At 59.6% G+C, this 16,174-nt stretch carries 17 protein-coding genes; 11 read left to right on the top strand and 6 right to left on the bottom strand.

What is annotated here, in order from left to right:
* Nucleotides 1-648: 648 nt before the first annotated feature.
* On the bottom strand, nucleotides 649-1,428 hold the full coding sequence (gene yaaA / locus QU606_RS11065; protein ID WP_168232424.1) for a peroxide stress protein YaaA: 780 nt from the start codon (nucleotides 1,426-1,428) through the stop codon (nucleotides 649-651).
* 229 nt (nucleotides 1,429-1,657) lie between these two features.
* Between yaaA and QU606_RS11060 the strand changes: the two genes are divergently transcribed.
* The 5 genes from QU606_RS11060 (at nucleotide 1,658) to moaE (ending at nucleotide 5,778) form a co-directional block, all read left to right on the top strand.
* The gene (locus tag QU606_RS11060) at nucleotides 1,658-2,782 is read left to right on the top strand and encodes a polysaccharide deacetylase family protein (RefSeq protein WP_304998386.1); all 1,125 of its coding nucleotides are present in this window, start codon (nucleotides 1,658-1,660) and stop codon (nucleotides 2,780-2,782) included.
* 348 nt (nucleotides 2,783-3,130) lie between these two features.
* Nucleotides 3,131-4,525 (top strand): PhoH family protein, encoded by a 1,395-nt coding sequence (locus tag QU606_RS11055; protein ID WP_024073562.1) that lies wholly within the window; start codon nucleotides 3,131-3,133, stop codon nucleotides 4,523-4,525.
* A gap of 88 nt (nucleotides 4,526-4,613) precedes the next feature.
* Nucleotides 4,614-5,087, top strand: coding sequence for a cyclic pyranopterin monophosphate synthase MoaC (gene moaC, locus QU606_RS11050; protein ID WP_024073563.1), 474 nt, complete (start codon nucleotides 4,614-4,616; stop codon nucleotides 5,085-5,087).
* Nucleotides 5,084-5,326 carry a molybdopterin converting factor subunit 1 gene (moaD, locus tag QU606_RS11045; RefSeq protein ID WP_024073564.1) on the top strand — a complete coding sequence of 81 codons (243 nt, stop codon included), beginning with the start codon at nucleotides 5,084-5,086 and terminating at the stop codon, nucleotides 5,324-5,326. Before moaC ends, moaD begins: the two co-directional genes overlap by 4 nt.
* A gap of 2 nt (nucleotides 5,327-5,328) precedes the next feature.
* The gene (gene moaE / locus QU606_RS11040) at nucleotides 5,329-5,778 is read left to right on the top strand and encodes a molybdopterin synthase catalytic subunit MoaE (protein ID WP_024073565.1); all 450 of its coding nucleotides are present in this window, start codon (nucleotides 5,329-5,331) and stop codon (nucleotides 5,776-5,778) included.
* An 85-nt stretch (nucleotides 5,779-5,863) separates the two neighbouring features.
* Here the strand turns inward: moaE and rhlB are convergent, their stop codons facing one another.
* A complete protein-coding gene (rhlB, locus tag QU606_RS11035; RefSeq protein WP_193690195.1) occupies nucleotides 5,864-7,339 on the bottom strand; it encodes an ATP-dependent RNA helicase RhlB in 1,476 nt (491 codons plus the stop codon).
* A gap of 96 nt (nucleotides 7,340-7,435) precedes the next feature.
* Complete coding sequence (locus QU606_RS11030; RefSeq protein WP_069075298.1) at nucleotides 7,436-8,092, bottom strand: alpha/beta hydrolase; 657 nt, start codon at nucleotides 8,090-8,092, stop codon at nucleotides 7,436-7,438.
* A 345-nt stretch (nucleotides 8,093-8,437) separates the two neighbouring features.
* On the opposite strand from QU606_RS11030, the gene QU606_RS11025 reads away from it, so the two are divergent.
* From QU606_RS11025 to QU606_RS11010, 4 genes are all read left to right on the top strand, one after another.
* Nucleotides 8,438-9,469 carry an amino acid ABC transporter substrate-binding protein gene (locus QU606_RS11025; RefSeq protein WP_024073568.1) on the top strand — a complete coding sequence of 344 codons (1,032 nt, stop codon included), beginning with the start codon at nucleotides 8,438-8,440 and terminating at the stop codon, nucleotides 9,467-9,469.
* Between the two features lie 72 nt (nucleotides 9,470-9,541).
* On the top strand, nucleotides 9,542-10,723 hold the full coding sequence (locus tag QU606_RS11020; RefSeq protein ID WP_069075299.1) for an amino acid ABC transporter permease: 1,182 nt from the start codon (nucleotides 9,542-9,544) through the stop codon (nucleotides 10,721-10,723).
* A gap of 10 nt (nucleotides 10,724-10,733) precedes the next feature.
* Complete coding sequence (locus QU606_RS11015; RefSeq protein ID WP_304998385.1) at nucleotides 10,734-11,831, top strand: amino acid ABC transporter permease; 1,098 nt, start codon at nucleotides 10,734-10,736, stop codon at nucleotides 11,829-11,831.
* Between the two features lie 11 nt (nucleotides 11,832-11,842).
* Nucleotides 11,843-12,607 carry an amino acid ABC transporter ATP-binding protein gene (locus QU606_RS11010; protein WP_003171943.1) on the top strand — a complete coding sequence of 255 codons (765 nt, stop codon included), beginning with the start codon at nucleotides 11,843-11,845 and terminating at the stop codon, nucleotides 12,605-12,607.
* Between the two features lie 50 nt (nucleotides 12,608-12,657).
* On the opposite strand, the gene QU606_RS11005 is transcribed toward QU606_RS11010, so the two are convergent.
* On the bottom strand, nucleotides 12,658-13,140 hold the full coding sequence (locus QU606_RS11005) for a type II toxin-antitoxin system MqsA family antitoxin (protein ID WP_024073571.1): 483 nt from the start codon (nucleotides 13,138-13,140) through the stop codon (nucleotides 12,658-12,660).
* On the bottom strand, nucleotides 13,137-13,448 hold the full coding sequence (locus tag QU606_RS11000; protein WP_304998384.1) for a type II toxin-antitoxin system MqsR family toxin: 312 nt from the start codon (nucleotides 13,446-13,448) through the stop codon (nucleotides 13,137-13,139). The genes QU606_RS11005 and QU606_RS11000 overlap by 4 nt, the downstream gene beginning before the upstream one ends.
* Before the next feature lie 159 nt (nucleotides 13,449-13,607).
* Between QU606_RS11000 and QU606_RS10995 the strand changes: the two genes are divergently transcribed.
* Entirely contained in the window at nucleotides 13,608-14,267 is a 660-nt protein-coding gene (locus QU606_RS10995; RefSeq protein WP_304998383.1) for a FadR/GntR family transcriptional regulator, read from the top strand.
* Entirely contained in the window at nucleotides 14,257-15,522 is a 1,266-nt protein-coding gene (locus QU606_RS10990; RefSeq protein WP_193690197.1) for a CynX/NimT family MFS transporter, read from the top strand. The genes QU606_RS10995 and QU606_RS10990 overlap by 11 nt, the downstream gene beginning before the upstream one ends.
* On the opposite strand, the gene QU606_RS10985 is transcribed toward QU606_RS10990, so the two are convergent.
* Entirely contained in the window at nucleotides 15,519-16,169 is a 651-nt protein-coding gene (locus QU606_RS10985) for a DUF1120 domain-containing protein (RefSeq protein WP_069075301.1), read from the bottom strand. The two genes, QU606_RS10990 and QU606_RS10985, sit on opposite strands and share 4 nt — an antisense overlap.
* Between the last annotated feature and the right edge of the window lie 5 nt (nucleotides 16,170-16,174).

Raw genomic sequence — 16,174 nt, 5'->3', positions numbered from 1 at the left:
TTGATAAAGGCTACAAGCCTTTAAATATCAATGCCTTGGGTTATCTCACTGACCCATTAGGGTAAGCACAGCCTTGGCCTATAGTGCGTGGCAATTCATCCTTGTCGCCGCTCTTAACTAATCGGTTGGTAAAGTGACCCCTGAGTCAAAGTTCAATGTGACAACTTCGCTACTTCCGTTGGTCGGCCATGTAAGTCATCTCTTACAGAAACAGAGAATTTCGTTACCGGTGGTATGAGCGGTGCTTTAGGACGAAGTTCCGGGCCACTCATCCTGTTTCCGGAAATTTCTTGAAATATTGGCAAAGATGGCACTGGTACTATATTGATAGCACTTGCTATTTGGGCCAGTAGTTACGGGGAGTTGGCGCGCGGGGATAGTTTTTTGCCACTAGTGATTAAAAAGTGGGGTGCCACTACGAAAAAAAATCGGAAATGTCGAGTGAAAAAAATGTTAGGGATGTATCTGTCTGTTTCTTGGCGCCAAATAAATGGCGAATCATGGTGTGCAATGCTGGCAAAAATTTGGGAGGGGGCTTGCTCCCGATGGCGGTGGATCAGTCAATACATGCATGACTGAAATACCGCCATCGGGAGCAAGCTCCCTCCCACATTTGATCTTTAGCGTCTGTGACGCTCAGGTCAGGCCTTATTCCGGTGCGTGATCGCGCAAAAACACCAGCTTGTCCGGCTTGGACTGCTCTGCATTGAAGCGGTAGCCCTGCACCTCGAACTGCTTGAGCTGGGCCGGGTCATTGATGCGCTCTTGGATCACGAAACGGCTCATCATGCCCCGGGCCTTTTTTGCGTAGAAGCTGATGATCTTGTACTGGCCGTTCTTCAGGTCCTTGAACTCGGTATTGATGATCCGCGCGTTCAGGGCCGTGCGCTTGACCGCCGAAAAATACTCGTTGGATGCCAGGTTGAGCAGCACGTCATCGCCTTGTTCGGCCAGCGCCTGGTTGAGCCACTCGCTGATGCGCGTGCCCCAGAAGGCGTACAGGTCCTTGCCACGGGCGTTGGCGAGCTTGGTGCCCATCTCCAGGCGGTACGGCATCATCAGGTCCAGGGGGCGCAGCAGGCCGTACAGGCCCGAGAGCATGCGCAGGTGGTCCTGGGCGTAGCTGAAGTCGGCATCGCTGAAGGTGTCGGCGTTGAGGCCGGTGTACACGTCGCCCTTGAACGCCAATAAGGCCTGCTTGGCATTCTCTGGGGTGAAGGCCGGGGTCCAGCTGCCGAAGCGGGCGGCGTTGAGGCCGCCGATCTTGTCGGACACGTGCATCAATTCGCTGATCTGCGCCGGGCTCAGCTGACGCAGTTGCTCGATCAGTTCCTGGGAATGGTCCAGGTATTGCGGCTGGGTGAAGCGCGCAGTGACCGGCTTTGACTCGAAGTCGAGGGTTTTGGCGGGGGAAATCACCATCAGCATGAAGTCGTCTCCTGTAATCGTGCGCGGATTCTAGGGGTTGCGGCGTTTTGACTCCACCTATGAAACCCATAGATGCCTCGATTTCTGTAGGAGCAAGCTTGCTCGCGAAAAACGAAAAGACACCGCGTTGATTCAGGATGCCCGCGTCAGCGGTAACGTATTTCGCGAGCAAGCTCGCTCCTGCAATGATCGGCTATAGTGCGCGACGACTCTGGAGAAGGAGACCCTGGTGCGAATTGCGCTTTTATTATCCGCTTGCCTGTTCTGCATGAGCGCCCAAGCGGCGCCGGTGGATGTAGCCAGCCTGGACCGTGGCACCTGGCCCGAAAAGCTCAGCAGCCCGGCGCTGTTCGATGTGGCTTCGCGTGCGGAAATCCTGATGTTTGCCCATAGCCTGATCGCCAGCGAAGCCCAGGATGACGCGGCGCTCAAGCAGCGCCTGGGGCTGAAGATCATCAACCTGCCGGCCATCGATGACCTGCGTCGCCAGCTCTGGCGGCGCTTGCTGGAGAACTACACCTTCGCCCAGCAGAGCTGTGAGGAAGATGCCTCGTTCTGCTACCTGGTGGAAAACATGGACGATCTGCGCGAGCAGGCGGGCAAGTTCGAAGTCGGCGAAAACTCCTTCTATATAGGCTGGGCCGGCCCGAGCCATGTTTTCCATGAGCGTTATCTGGACGAGCTGCTGCGCAAGGCCGCGCTGTTCCCGCAGATCAGCAGCGAAGTCGCGCGTTTCGGCGATCACGAGCGCAATGGCGATGAACTCAACGACCGCCTGTTCCTGCTGACCTTCGACGGCGGGCCGGCACCGGTCAGTGGCAATACCGACTGGCTTACCGAGTACCTGCGCAAGCAGAAGATGAATGCCACCTTCTTCGTGCTCGGCAGCAGCCTGCAAAACCGTGTGGAGCGTAGTTCGGCTGCCGATGTGCAGGCGCTGTACCAGGGCCAGTGCGTCGGCATCCAGGGGTGGCAGTACCGTTCCCACAGCCATTGGGTCGACTGGCAGAGTTCGATCACCCGCAGTGCATCGCTGGCGCAGAATCTGATGCCGGAAAACTACGTACCGCTGTTTCGCCCGCCCTACGCTCAGCGGCGTGCGGACAGCCAGGGCTTCTTCCAGGCCCAGGGCCTGCAGGTGGCGTTGTGGGACATCGACTCTCAGGACGAGCCGGGCAAACTCAAGGCCGATGAGTCGGCGCAACGGGTACTGACGCTGATGCTGTTGTGGCGCAAAGGGGTGATTGTGTTTCACGACACCCAGGACAAGGCGCGGGTGGCATTGCCGCTGTTGCTGCAGGCAACGGCGCAAAGTGGCCTGGGCTGGCAGGACTGTCACGAGGCGTTTCGTTGAAAAGATGAAGTGCCCGGCCCTGTTGGGGATGAGGCGTTTACGGGGAAATTTTGTGCGACATTTCGATGCAGGCGGACTTCCGACTTTAACGGGGTAGCTGGCACTCGGCTAGTGCTATTCGTCATCCTGAAAAATAAACTTCAAAAAACCGTCAAAGTGCTTTTTCCTGTCATGGGTTTTGCGGTATTACGAAGTCAGATCGCCGAAACCTGCAACACAGGTGGCGTCTTCCAAGACTCCTCATGTGGGCACTGCCCTTGATGTCACTCAAGGTGCGGTCGGTGGTCGAATCGAGGCGCAGCACTGTTGTGGTATTGCGTCGACTGGCTCCCACAAAGGTGACCGAGTATGGATGATCATGGACGTAACCCTTCTTCCGACCAGCCAATCCTTTATGTGCTTGATACCAATGTATTGATCCACGATCCAAACGCACTGCTCAACTTCGAAGAACACCACGTCGCCATCCCGATGATCGTGCTTGAGGAGCTCGACAAACTCAAAAGCGGGCACCACAGCGTGGCTGCCGAATGCCGCCAGGCCATCCGCCTGATCGACAAGACCCTGGGCGAAGCGTCACCCGAGGATGTTGAAGTCGGCGTGCCGATCCAGCGCGGCAAAAGCGGACCCAAGGGCTTGCTGTCGATCCTGATGAGCAAGCGCAGCGAGCCCAACAGCCTGCTGCCGGAAAACCTGAACGACAACAAGATCATCAACCAACTGATCGACCTGCACGCACGCGACAAGGACTTGCGCCTGGTGCTGGTGACCAAAGACATCAATATGCGCCTCAAGGCACGAGCGTGTGGGATCGCTGCCGAGGACTACAGTACCGACCAACTGGTCGACGACGTGTCGATGCTGTCCCGTGGTTATCACACCATGACCGGCTCGTTCTGGGACCGTGTCAGCAAGGTCGAAACCCGTCAGGACCATGGCCGTACCTGGCACCAGGTGCAACTGATCGACAACCTGCCGGCCGTGCACATCAATGAATTCATCATCGACGAACAGGGCTTTGTGGGCTGGATCAAAGAGATCCAGGTCGACAAGCTGCTGATCCTCGACCTGCATCAGGAGCCCCTGTTGCACCAGGAAGCCTGGGGCCTGAAACCGCGTGACATCTACCAGAGCCTGGCACTGTATGCGCTGCTCGATCCGGACATCCACCTGGTCAACCTGACCGGCGCCGCGGGCTCGGGCAAAACCATCCTTGCCCTGGCGGCCGCCATCGAACAGACCATGGTGACCAAGCGCTATCGGCGCATCATCGCCACCCGCAGTGTGCAGGGCCTGGACCAGGAAATCGGCTTCCTGCCGGGCACCGAAGCGGAAAAAATGGAGCCATGGCTGGGGGCGATCACCGACAACCTCGAAGCCTTGCACATGGATGACGAAAACACCCATGGCAGCGTCGACTACATCCTCAGCAAAGTGCCATTGCAGTTCAAATCCCTCAACTACATCCGAGGCCGCAGCTTCCAACAAAGCCTGATACTGATCGATGAATGCCAGAACCTTACGCCGCACCAGATGAAAACCATCATCACCCGTGCCGGCGCCGGTTCCAAAGTGGTGTGCCTGGGTAACCTGGCACAGATCGACACCCCCTACCTGTCCGCGACCAGCTCCGGGCTGACTTACCTGACGGAACGCTTCAAAGACTTCCCCAACGGCGTGCATATCGCGCTGCAAGGGGTGCCTCGCTCGATTCTGGCCGAATACGCCGAATCGCATTTGTAAACGTGGTCAGTGTGGGAGGGGGCTTGCTCCCTCCCACATTTGTTATGCATTGGGTTTACAATCGGTGCTCCTGATCAGGAGTATCCCTGTGCTGACTCATCTCGATTCCCAAGGTCGCGCCCATATGGTCGACGTCACTGACAAGTCCGTGACGTTCCGTGAAGCGGTGGCCGAAGCGCGGGTGCGCATGCTGCCCGAGACCCTGCAAATGATTGTCGACGGCGCCCATCCCAAGGGCGACGTGTTCGCCGTGGCCCGCATCGCCGGGATCCAGGCCGCGAAAAAAACCAGTGACTTGATCCCCCTGTGCCACCCGTTGATGTTGACTGGCGTCAAGGTCGAACTGAGCGCCGATGGCGCAGACTCGGTGCATATCGTGGCGCGCTGCAAACTCTCCGGGCAGACCGGCGTGGAGATGGAAGCGCTGACAGCCGCCAGTGTCGCCGCGCTGACGATCTACGACATGTGCAAGGCCGTGGACCGCGGCATGACCATCGAAAACATTCGCCTGCTGGAAAAACTTGGCGGTAAAAGCGGGCATTTCAAGGCGGATCAGGCATGAGCATCAACGTACTGTTTTTTGCGCGCTACAGCGAAGCGGTGGGCCTGGACTCGCTGGAGATGGAGGGCGACTTCGCCACCGTCGACGCTGTGCGCCAGGCGTTGGCCAGTGATCCGGGCTTTGAAGTGCTCAACGAAGCCAGCTTGATGTGTGCCCGTAACCAGGAGCTGTGCAATCTCGACGAACCGCTGCACGCCGGGGATGAAGTCGCGTTCTTCCCGCCCGTGACCGGAGGCTGAGCATGGCCATTCGTGTGCAGCCCGAGCCGTTTGATCCGGGTGCCGAAGTCAACGCGATGCATGCGGCGAATGTCGGCGTGGGCGCAGTGGTGAGTTTTGTCGGCTATGTACGCGACTTCAACGATGGGCGCGAGGTGGCGGGGATGTTCCTGGAGCATTATCCCGGCATGACCGAGAAAGCCCTGGCCAAGATCGCCGTCGAAGCCGAACAACGCTGGCCGCTGCTCAAGCTCGAAGTGCTGCACCGCATCGGCGCGCTGGAGCCGGGCGAACCGATTGTGTTTGTGGCGGCCGCCAGCGCCCACCGCCAGGCCGCGTTCGATGCCTGTGCGTTTGTGATGGATTACCTGAAGACCCGTGCGCCGTTCTGGAAGAAGGAAAGCACCCCTGAAGGCGCGCGCTGGGTGGAAGGGCGCAGCAGTGATCACGCTGCTGCCGATCGCTGGAAATAACCAGCCGAACACCTCTCTCAAAATCAGCTGAAATCAAATGTGGGAGGGGGCAAGCCCCCTCCCACATTTTTTATCGCATTTCAGCTTAAGGGCGTTTGCGCTCTACAGCCCGCAGCAAGTGCGTCGGCGGTGTCTCACAGCTGATCTTGCGACCCAGCAGCGCCTCGATCGAGGGCAACTGATACGAGTCATCTTCGCCGGCAAAGCTGATCGACACACCTGCCGCGCCTGCACGACCGGTACGGCCGATACGGTGCACGTAGTCGTCCGGCACTTCCGGCAGGGTGAAGTTGATCACGTGGCTGATGCCATCGATGTGAATCCCGCGCCCCGCCACGTCGGTGGCCACCAGCACGCGAATCTTGCCTTCGCGAAAGCCTTCCAGGGTCTTGATGCGCTTGTGCTGTGGCACATCGCCCGACAGTTGCGCGGCGTTGACACCATCGCGTACCAGGCGCTCTTCGATGCGGCGCACTTCGTCCTTGCGGTTGGCGAACACCATCACGCGCTCCCAGCCGTTGTCGTTGACCAGGTTATAGAGCAGCTTGTACTTGTCGGCACCGGCCACGGCATAGATGTGCTGTTCGACGTTTTCGCTGGCCACGTTCAGCGCTTCGATCTCGACGATGGACGGGTCGGTGGTCCACTGCTTGGCGAGGTTCATCACGTCTTCGGTGAAGGTCGCGGAGAACAGCAGGGTCTGGCGCTCGTTTTTCGGCGGGGTCTGGCGAATGATCTGGCGTACTTGCGGGATAAAACCCATGTCGAGCATGCGGTCGGCTTCGTCGAGCACCATCACTTCGACCATGTCCAGGTGCACGTCGCCGCGCTGGTTGAAGTCCAGCAGGCGGCCCGGAGTGGCGACCAGGATGTCGCAATGGCGGGCTTCGAGGTGCTTGAGCTGCTTGTCGAAGTCCATGCCACCGACGAACGTCATGACATTGAGGCCGGTGTACTTGGTCAGGTCGGCGGCGTCCTTGGCGATCTGCACCACCAGCTCCCGGGTCGGGGCGATGATCAGCGCGCGCGGTTCACCCATGTAGCGCTCTTTCGGCGGCGGGGTTTGCAGCAGCTGGGTGATGATCGAGATCAGGAACGCGGCGGTCTTGCCGGTACCGGTCTGGGCGCGACCGATGGCGTCTTTGCCCGCCAGGGTGAAGCCCAGCACCTCTGCCTGGATCGGCGTGCAGTACGGGAAACCCAGGTCCTGGATGGCGTGCATCAGTTCCGGGGCGAGTTTGAAATCGTGGAAGCGGGTCTTGCCTTCCTGGGGTTCGACGACGAAGTCTTCGAGTTTCCAAGGGGTGACAGGCGGTTTTGGCGCGCGTTCGCGGCGGGGTGCTTTTGGCTGGGGCACCGGCTCGGGGGCGGCCTCGGCAGGTTTTGCCTGTTCAGGCGGCGTCACCGCTGGCTTTTTTTGCGAGGCGACAGGTGCGGGCCGGCCTGGCTGTTGACCGTCATGGCGGCTGCCGGGCGTGGGGACAGGAGCACTGGGAACAGGCGCGAGCGGCTCAGCCTCGCTTTTGCCGAACATCTTCTTAAGTGCTTTGAGCACGGTCATCTCATTAATTGGTTAAGGAATGTACGCCGGCCAGTGTAATGCAAGAATCGGGCGCGGCGTAGTGCGTCTGTCATACGGCTACATAAACGCTGGCTTTCAGCCCAGGCGGGCGGTCAACCAGGTGCCGATGTCGTGTATCTCCTCAGGTAACACTTCGTGGCCCATTGGGTATTCCTGCCATGTCACGGTGACACCACGGCTTTTCAAATGCTCATAAGCGCTGCGGCCCATGGCGTTCTGTACAACGTCGTCGTACTGACCGTGCAGGCACAGGGTGGGAATGCGCTGCTGGCTGGCGGATAACTCCAGCTCATCCCCAAAGGTTGGAGCATAGGTGGAGAGTGCTATTACGCCGCCCAATGGCCCCTGCCATTGCTTGAACGCCGTGTGGAATACCACCGCACCGCCTTGGGAAAAACCTGCGAGGAAAACCCGCGAAGCGTCTATTCCGCTTCTCTTCTGCGTTTCGATCAAGCCCATGAGCATGTTGGCTGATTCGTCCAGCTCTTCCAGGCTGATCGAACGGGCCGGGCTCATGGCCTTGATGTCGTACCAGCTTGGCATTTCGTAACCACCGTTGATGGTCACCGGGCGAGTGGGCGCCTGGGGCAATACAAAGCGGGTCGACGACAAGGTTTCCTGGAGTGCCTCGGCCACCGGCAAAAAGTCGTAGCGATCGGCACCCAGGCCATGCAACCAGATTACGCAGGCGTCTGCGGGCTTGGCGGGCTGAATAATCAGGGGTTCGGTCATGGTTGCTCCATCTATGTGCGTGCGCTCCGATTGAGTGCATCGGAACGGTGCGCGACAGGTTGATCTGTTAAGAGAATGTCGCAAGGTTGAATGTTTTGCTATTGACCATGGGCTGAAACGACTCAGCCGGTACTCTGGTACGCGCCTTGCTATGTGTAGGTCGATGTCAGAACTTTCCTAGGGCGGTAACACTATCAGTGACTGCCGCCTGTGGGATAGCAACTGGAATTACTGCGACAACTTCATGCTGCTTGGCCCCAAAAAAAGCCAACACGGGTCAATATCGCCTCACAAGGGTGCGCTGAAGTTTTAGCTCCGACACAACAAGAGCAACTGGAGGTTTGAATGAAGGTATTGAAATCCACCCTGGCCATCGTAACCGCGGCCGCTGTACTGGGTGTCAGTGGTTTTGCCCAAGCCGGCGCCACCCTGGACGCCGTACAGAAGAAAGGCTTTGTGCAATGTGGCGTGAGTGACGGCCTGCCGGGTTTCTCGGTACCGGATGCCAGCGGCAAGATCCTCGGGATCGATGCGGACTATTGCCGCGCTGTGGCCGCTGCCGTGTTTGGCGACGCCACCAAGGTCAAATTCAGCCAGTTGAACGCCAAGGAGCGTTTCACCGCGCTTCAGTCCGGCGAAGTCGACATCCTGTCGCGTAACACCACCATGACCAGCTCCCGCGATGCGGGCATGGGCCTGAAATTCCCAGGCTTCATCACCTACTACGATGGCATCGGCTTCTTGGTGAACAACAAGCTGGGCGTTAAAAGTGCCAAGGAACTGGACGGTGCAACCATCTGCATCCAGGCCGGTACCACCACTGAGCTGAACGTTTCCGACTACTTCCGTGGTAACAACCTGAAATACACCCCCATCACCTTCGACACCTCCGACGAAAGCGCCAAGTCGCTGGAATCGGGTCGTTGCGACGTGCTGACCTCCGACAAGTCCCAACTGTTCGCCCAGCGCAGCAAGCTGGCCTCGCCGAAGGACTACGTGGTTCTGCCGGAAACCATCTCCAAGGAACCGCTGGGCCCGGTCGTGCGTAACGGCGACGACGAGTGGCTGGCTATCGTGCGCTGGGTTGGCTACGCCATGCTCAACGCTGAAGAAGCCGGTATCACCTCGAAGAACGTCGAAGCTGAAGCCAAGTCCACCAAGAACCCGGACGTCGCGCGTCTGCTCGGTGCTGACGGCGAATACGGCAAAGACTTGAAAGTGAAGAAAGACTGGGTCGTACAGATCGTCAAGCAAGTCGGTAACTACGGCGAAGTGTTCGAGCGCAACCTGGGCAAGAGCACCCCGTTGGAAATCGACCGTGGCCTGAACGCGCTGTGGAACAACGGCGGCATTCAATACGCACCACCTGTGCGCTGATCGCTGATGGTTCTATCACCCGGTGGGCCAACCGCCGGGTGATGTTCTGTTCCATTATTTCCGGGGCACTCCATGCAAAATCAAATCGGCGCACACAAGCAGAAGCTCAGCTTCAGCGATCCCAAGGTGCGTGCGTGGCTATTCCAGATCGTCACGATTGTGGCGGTGGTCTCGCTGGGCTGGTACCTGTTCAACAATACCCAGACCAACCTTCAACACCGGGGCATTACCTCGGGTTTCGACTTTCTTGAGCGCAGTGCCGGCTTCGGCATCGCTCAGCACCTGATCGACTACACCGAATCGGACAGCTATGCCCGGGTGTTCGTCATCGGCCTGCTCAACACCTTGCTGGTGACCGTGATCGGTGTGGTCCTGGCGACCCTGCTCGGCTTCATCATCGGCGTGGCGCGTTTGTCGCCCAACTGGATGATCAACAAGCTGGCGACCGTGTATGTGGAAGTGTTCCGCAACATCCCGCCGCTGCTGCAGATCCTGTTCTGGTACTTCGCGGTGTTCCTGACCATGCCGGGGCCGCGTAACAGCCACAACTTCGGCGATACCTTCTTTGTCAGCAGCCGTGGCCTGAATATGCCGGCCGCGCTGACCGCTGATGGTTTCTGGCCGTTTGTGGCCAGTGTGGTGCTTGCCATCGTGGCGATCGTGCTGATGGCGCGTTGGGCCAACAAACGCTTTGAAGCCACCGGCGTACCGTTCCACAAGTTCTGGGCGGGCCTGGCGCTGTTCATCCTGATCCCGGCGTTGTGCACCTTGGTCTTCGGCGCGCCGCTGCACTGGGAAATGCCCAAGCTGCAGGGCTTCAACTTCGTCGGCGGCTGGGTACTGATCCCTGAACTGCTGGCGCTGACCCTGGCGTTGACGGTGTACACGGCGGCGTTTATCGCCGAGATCGTGCGCTCGGGCATCAAGTCCGTCAGCCACGGCCAGACCGAAGCCGCGCGCTCCCTGGGCCTGCGCCCAGGGCCGACGCTGCGCAAGGTCATCATCCCGCAAGCCTTGCGGGTGATCATTCCGCCGCTGACCAGCCAATACCTGAACCTGGCGAAAAACTCTTCGCTGGCCGCTGGTATCGGTTATCCGGAAATGGTTTCGCTGTTTGCCGGCACGGTGCTCAACCAGACCGGCCAGGCCATCGAAGTCATTGCCATCACCATGAGCGTGTACCTGGCGATCAGCATCAGCATTTCCCTGCTGATGAACTGGTACAACAAGCGCATTGCGCTGATCGAGCGGTGAGGAAACGCACATGAGTTCGCATACGTTCAAACCTGATATGCCGCCGCCGAGCAAAGTCTTCGGGCCGATGGCATGGATGCGCGCCAACCTGTTCTCCAGCTGGCTCAATACCCTGCTGACGCTGTTGGCGTTTTACCTGATCTACCTGGTCGTCCCGCCGATCCTGCACTGGGCCATCCTTGATGCCAACTGGGTCGGCACCACGCGCGCCGATTGCACGAAAGAGGGCGCGTGCTGGGTGTTTATCCAACAGCGCTTCGGGCAGTTCATGTACGGCTACTACCCCGGCGACCTGCGCTGGCGCGTGGACCTGACCGTGTGGCTGGCCATCGTCGGCGTGGCACCGTTGTTCATCTCGCGTTTCCCGCGCAAGGCGATCTATGGCCTGGGCTTCCTGGTGCTGTACCCGATCATTGCCTACTTCCTGCTGCACGGCGGCATCTTTGGCCTGAGCAACGTGGCGACCAGCCAATGGGGCGGCCTGATGCTGACTCTGGTCATCGCCACCGTCGGTATCGCCGGCGCATTGCCGCTGGGCATTGTGCTGGCCTTGGGGCGGCGCTCGAACATGCCGGCGATCCGGGTGGTCTGCGTGACCTTTATCGAGTTCTGGCGCGGCGTGCCGTTGATCACCGTGCTGTTCATGTCTTCGGTGATGTTGCCGTTGTTCCTGCCCGAAGGCATGGGCATCGACAAGCTGCTGCGGGCGTTGATCGGCGTGATCCTGTTCCAGTCGGCCTATGTGGCTGAAGTGGTGCGCGGTGGTTTGCAGGCGATTCCCAAGGGCCAGTACGAAGCGGCCGCGGCGATGGGCCTGGGTTACTGGCGCAGCATGGGCCTGGTGATTTTGCCGCAGGCCCTGAAGATGGTGATCCCTGGCATCGTCAACACGTTTATTGCGCTGTTCAAGGACACCAGCCTGGTGATCATCATCGGCCTGTTCGACCTGCTCAACAGCGTCAAGCAAGCCGCCGCCGACCCGAAATGGCTGGGCATGGCCACCGAAGGCTACATGTTCGCCGCCCTGGTGTTCTGGATTTTCTGTTTTGGTATGTCGCGCTATTCCATTCATTTGGAACACAAGCTCGACACAGGCCACAAGCGTTAGGAGTTGTTGTTATGAGCGAAGCGATCAAACAGCCTGTGAGCCCTGAAGGCATTATCCAGATGCAGGGCGTCAACAAGTGGTACGGCCAGTTCCACGTGTTGAAAGACATCAACCTCAACGTCAAGCAGGGCGAGCGTATCGTGCTGTGCGGCCCGTCGGGTTCCGGCAAGTCCACCACCATCCGCTGCCTCAACCGCCTGGAAGAACACCAGCAGGGCCGCATCGTGGTCGACGGCGTGGAACTGACCAACGACCTCAAGCAGATCGAAGCGATCCGCCGTGAAGTCGGCATGGTGTTCCAGCATTTCAACCTGTTCCCGCACCTGACCATCCTGCAGAACTGCACGCTGGCGCCGATGTGGGTGCGCAAGATGCCCAAGCGCAAGGCTGAAGAAATTGCCATGCACTACCTGGAACGCGTGCGCATTCCAGAGCAGGCCCACAAGTTTCCGGGCCAGCTCTCGGGCGGCCAGCAACAGCGGGTGGCCATCGCCCGTGCGCTGTGCATGAAGCCGAAAATCATGCTGTTCGACGAACCGACCTCGGCCCTCGACCCGGAAATGGTCAAGGAAGTACTCGACACCATGATCGGCCTGGCCGAAGACGGCATGACCATGTTGTGCGTGACCCACGAAATGGGCTTCGCCCGTACCGTGGCCAACCGCGTGATCTTCATGGACAAGGGCGAGATCGTGGAGCAGGCGGCGCCGAATGACTTCTTCGACAACCCGCAGAATGACCGGACCAAGTTGTTCTTGAGCCAGATCCTGCATTGATCGATGTTTGAAAAAATAAACCCGGCCTGGCCGGGTTTATTTTTGTCTGTTCATGAGGCCTTGAGCGCCTCATCTTCTGTGTTCACGGTATGAGTGAACCCCCGCAGGTCAGCGCCTTCGGCCAATACCTTGGCGTCGGCGAGCAAATGAGGGTAACGGTCCAATAATCGCATCAACAGAACCAGTGGCTTCGGTGGCAGAAGCTCACCGCGTTCATAACGTGAAAAAGCGTTGTGGCCGCCACCCGACAAGAGTTGCACGGTTTCTTTTTGCGTAAGGTGCAGCTTGCGACGGATGCGTTTCATCTCGTTGCCGATCATTGTCCGTGCGGCATGGACGAGTTCATCCCCTGCTTTTGCGTGGCGTTCTGCACTATCCGGGTCATACATGCCGTCGCCGCATGCATGGCATTCCCAGCCAGAAAGGTCATCGACACGACGCTCCATCCCTTTGACGCTGATGGTCTCGCTACGGCCCTCGAACCGAGTCATGCCGTCGGGCGTACCGCATATAAAGCACTGTTGAGTCTTCATGAGTTGCACTCCTTGAAGGAGATTACCGGTGGGTTACCGCCTGAGCGGTAAGTGACCTTTATGTAAATCTCCATGCCGTGTGAACTGATGTGGTACACGTCCTGCCAGACCTTATGGTCTGCATAGGTAGTCATTGATTTGTACAACATCCCGGTTTGCAATTGAAAAACGACTTCTTGCATTTCATGGATCTCAAAGCCGAGTTTCCTTCCTGTGCTCTTCGCCGTTGAGGTAAATGCCTTTTCCTTAAGCCGCCTGACATCCGCCTTGATCACCGCCAGATCGTAATGAGGTGTGTACTTTTCCATAAGACACCTGAGCCGGATAATTACCCTCTAAGGGTAATTTTACTAATCGAAAATACTGCTCCTTTTCCTGCCTAAGAACCCTAGTGCGTTGCCTTTGTAGGTAACTCTGAATAGGCTGTAGGAAAATTCATCCTATGATTGGACGAAAGCCAACATTCCATGACAGACATCGCCCCCCTGATCAAACGCTCCCTGGTGGACCAGGCCCTGGAGCAGTTGCGCTGGCGCATTACCGAAGGCAAGTGGGCCATCGGCGAGCGTCTGCCCACCGAGCCGGAGCTGTCGGCCGAGTTGGGCATCAGCCGCAATACCGTGCGCGAAGCCATGCGCGTGCTGGCGTTCTGCGGGTTGATCGACATCCGCCAGGGCGACGGCAGTTACCTGCGTTCGATGACTGACCCGCTGGGGGCCATGCGGGCGTTATCCCATTGCACCCTGGGACAGGCGCAGGAGACGCGGCAGATTCTCGAAGTGGAGGCCGTCGGCCTCGCTGCCGTGCGCCGTACCGAGGACGATCTCAACGGTCTGCATGAGGCACTCAAGGCCAGCGCCGAGCTGTACCACGGTGACCTGGAGGCCTATATCAGTGCTGACCTGGTGTTCCACGCACGCCTGGTGGACGCCGCGCACAACCCCGCCTTGAGCGAGCTGTACCAGTATTTTTCGGCGGTCATCGGCGCCCAGTTGCGCCAGACCCTGAACATTTCGCCGCGCCGCCAGGCGGTGTTCGACCTGCATATCGCCCTGCTCGACGCCGTGGAACACCAGGACCCGGAACGCGCCAAATCCATCTGCCGGCAGTTGATTAATGAGCCTTGAAGCCAAACGCACGCCCGAACTCGAAGAACTGTTGATCGATGCCGAAGCCGACGACGAGGTGGTGCAACACCGCCACCCGGTGGTGAATCGCCCGTGGCTGTTGCTGTTGGGCCTGATCCTGGTGGCCTTGAATTTGCGCCCGGCGCTGTCGAGCATGGCGCCGTTGCTGGCCGACGTTTCCAGCAGCCTGGGGTTGTCGGCGGCCAGGGCCGGTTTGCTTACCACCTTGCCGGTGCTGTGCCTGGGCCTGTTCGCACCCATGGCGCCGATCCTGGCCCGGCGTTTTGGCGCCGAGCGCGTGGTGCTGGGGATTTTGCTGACCTTGGCCGCCGGCATCCTCCTGCGCAGTGCTTTTGGCGAAGTGGGTCTGTTCGTCGGCAGCCTGGTCGCGGGCGCGAGTATCGGCATCATCGGCGTATTGCTGCCGGGCATCGTCAAGCGTGATTTCGCCAGGCAGGCCGGCGCCATGACCGGGGTCTACACCATGGCCCTGTGCCTGGGGGCAGCGCTGGCGGCAGGTGCAACGGTGCCCCTCAGTCATTATTTCGGCGATCGCTGGACCTTCGGCCTGGGCTTCTGGATTGTGCCGGCGCTGGTGGCGGCGTTGTTCTGGTGGCCCCAGGTCGGCCAGAAGCAGAGTGCCCACCAGGTCGCCTATCAGGTCAAAGGCTTGCTGCGCGACCCGCTGGCCTGGCAGGTGACCTTGTACATGGGCCTGCAATCGTCCCTGGCGTACATCGTGTTTGGCTGGCTGCCGTCGATCCTGATCGGCCGTGGCTTGAGTGCCACCGAAGCCGGGTTGGCGCTGTCCGGCTCCATCATCGTGCAATTGTTCAGTTCACTGGCCGCGCCCTGGCTGGCCACGCGCGGTAAGGATCAGCGCCTGGCCATTGTGGTGGTGATGCTGCTGACCCTCGGCGGCCTGTTCGGCTGCCTGTATGCGCCACTCGACGGGCTGTGGGGCTGGGCCATTCTGTTGGGGCTGGGCCAGGGCGGGACGTTCAGCCTGGCGTTGACCTTGATCGTGCTGCGCTCACGGGATTCCCATGTGGCCGCGAACCTGTCGAGCATGGCCCAGGGCGTCGGCTACACCCTGGCATCCGCCGGCCCGCTCGCGGTGGGGCTGATACACGATTGGACCGGCGGCTGGGCTGCCACCGGCTGGGTGTTCGCGGTCCTCGGCCTGGGCGCCGTCGTCGCCGGTCTCGGTGCGGGGCGGGCGAAATACGTGGGTGTCAGCAGCGAAGCCGTCTAGAGATACACCACCTCCAGGGTCGCGGAACCGTCCAGGGGAATGTCGGTGCTCAGGTCCAGGTTCTGCTTGGCATTGATCACCGCCTCCAGGGTCAGCGTGCTGGTCAGGGTTTGGATGGCGGCCGGGCCGTCGGTGCTGCCCTCGATGTCGGTGAACCCCAGCAGGCTTCGGGCGCCGATATCGATCGGGTTTTGATTGGCCGTGCGCCAGGCCGCGCCGCCGGTGGTGGATTCGGTGCCGAACACCTGTGGCAACGGGCTGGCCACGGTCTGCTTCGGGTCGAACTTGAGGGAGTAGACCCCGACCTTGTTGCCACTGTTGTCGTACCCCAGCCCGTAATAGATCTCGCTGTTGACGTGGGCCGAACCTTCGCGGTTGTCGCGCATGCGCAAGGCGTAGCGGCCGGGTGCGTTGCAACTGACGGTCAGCGTCAGGGACTTGAGCGGCAGCCGGGTGCCTGTGGCCTGGTTGAGGTCTTGTTGGGATATCTTGCCGAATTCGACCAACCCACCGCCGGAAAACACCGGGGTGCAGGCCATGGGGGTGATCAGGCCTGTCACGCGCAAGTCGACGGTGGAGGCGGCCTGGGCCGTCGATACAGGGGCCAGCCACGCAACGGCGGTTAGGGCGAGCAGTAACGTTTTCATGGTTT

Source organism: Pseudomonas sp. OVF7 (assembly GCF_030644265.1).
Lineage (GTDB): Bacteria > Pseudomonadota > Gammaproteobacteria > Pseudomonadales > Pseudomonadaceae > Aquipseudomonas > Aquipseudomonas gorinensis.
This window is presented reverse-complemented; position numbering and strand designations above follow the sequence as displayed.

What these genes read in the sequence shown, in the direction of transcription:
- yaaA (WP_168232424.1), bottom strand. Translation starts at nt 1,428, where the DNA reads ATGCTGATGGTGATTTCCCCCGCCAAAACCCTCGACTTCGAGTCAAAG.
- QU606_RS11055 (WP_024073562.1), top strand. Translation starts at nt 3,131, where the DNA reads ATGGATGATCATGGACGTAACCCTTCTTCCGACCAGCCAATCCTTTAT.
- moaD (WP_024073564.1), top strand. Translation starts at nt 5,084, where the DNA reads ATGAGCATCAACGTACTGTTTTTTGCGCGCTACAGCGAAGCGGTGGGC.
- moaE (WP_024073565.1), top strand. Translation starts at nt 5,329, where the DNA reads ATGGCCATTCGTGTGCAGCCCGAGCCGTTTGATCCGGGTGCCGAAGTC.
- rhlB (WP_193690195.1), bottom strand. Translation starts at nt 7,339, where the DNA reads ATGACCGTGCTCAAAGCACTTAAGAAGATGTTCGGCAAAAGCGAGGCT.
- QU606_RS11030 (WP_069075298.1), bottom strand. Translation starts at nt 8,092, where the DNA reads ATGACCGAACCCCTGATTATTCAGCCCGCCAAGCCCGCAGACGCCTGC.
- QU606_RS11025 (WP_024073568.1), top strand. Translation starts at nt 8,438, where the DNA reads ATGAAGGTATTGAAATCCACCCTGGCCATCGTAACCGCGGCCGCTGTA.
- QU606_RS11020 (WP_069075299.1), top strand. Translation starts at nt 9,542, where the DNA reads ATGCAAAATCAAATCGGCGCACACAAGCAGAAGCTCAGCTTCAGCGAT.
- QU606_RS11015 (WP_304998385.1), top strand. Translation starts at nt 10,734, where the DNA reads ATGAGTTCGCATACGTTCAAACCTGATATGCCGCCGCCGAGCAAAGTC.
- QU606_RS11010 (WP_003171943.1), top strand. Translation starts at nt 11,843, where the DNA reads ATGAGCGAAGCGATCAAACAGCCTGTGAGCCCTGAAGGCATTATCCAG.
- QU606_RS11005 (WP_024073571.1), bottom strand. Translation starts at nt 13,140, where the DNA reads ATGAAGACTCAACAGTGCTTTATATGCGGTACGCCCGACGGCATGACT.
- QU606_RS11000 (WP_304998384.1), bottom strand. Translation starts at nt 13,448, where the DNA reads ATGGAAAAGTACACACCTCATTACGATCTGGCGGTGATCAAGGCGGAT.
- QU606_RS10995 (WP_304998383.1), top strand. Translation starts at nt 13,608, where the DNA reads ATGACAGACATCGCCCCCCTGATCAAACGCTCCCTGGTGGACCAGGCC.
- QU606_RS10990 (WP_193690197.1), top strand. Translation starts at nt 14,257, where the DNA reads ATGAGCCTTGAAGCCAAACGCACGCCCGAACTCGAAGAACTGTTGATC.
- QU606_RS10985 (WP_069075301.1), bottom strand. Translation starts at nt 16,169, where the DNA reads ATGAAAACGTTACTGCTCGCCCTAACCGCCGTTGCGTGGCTGGCCCCT.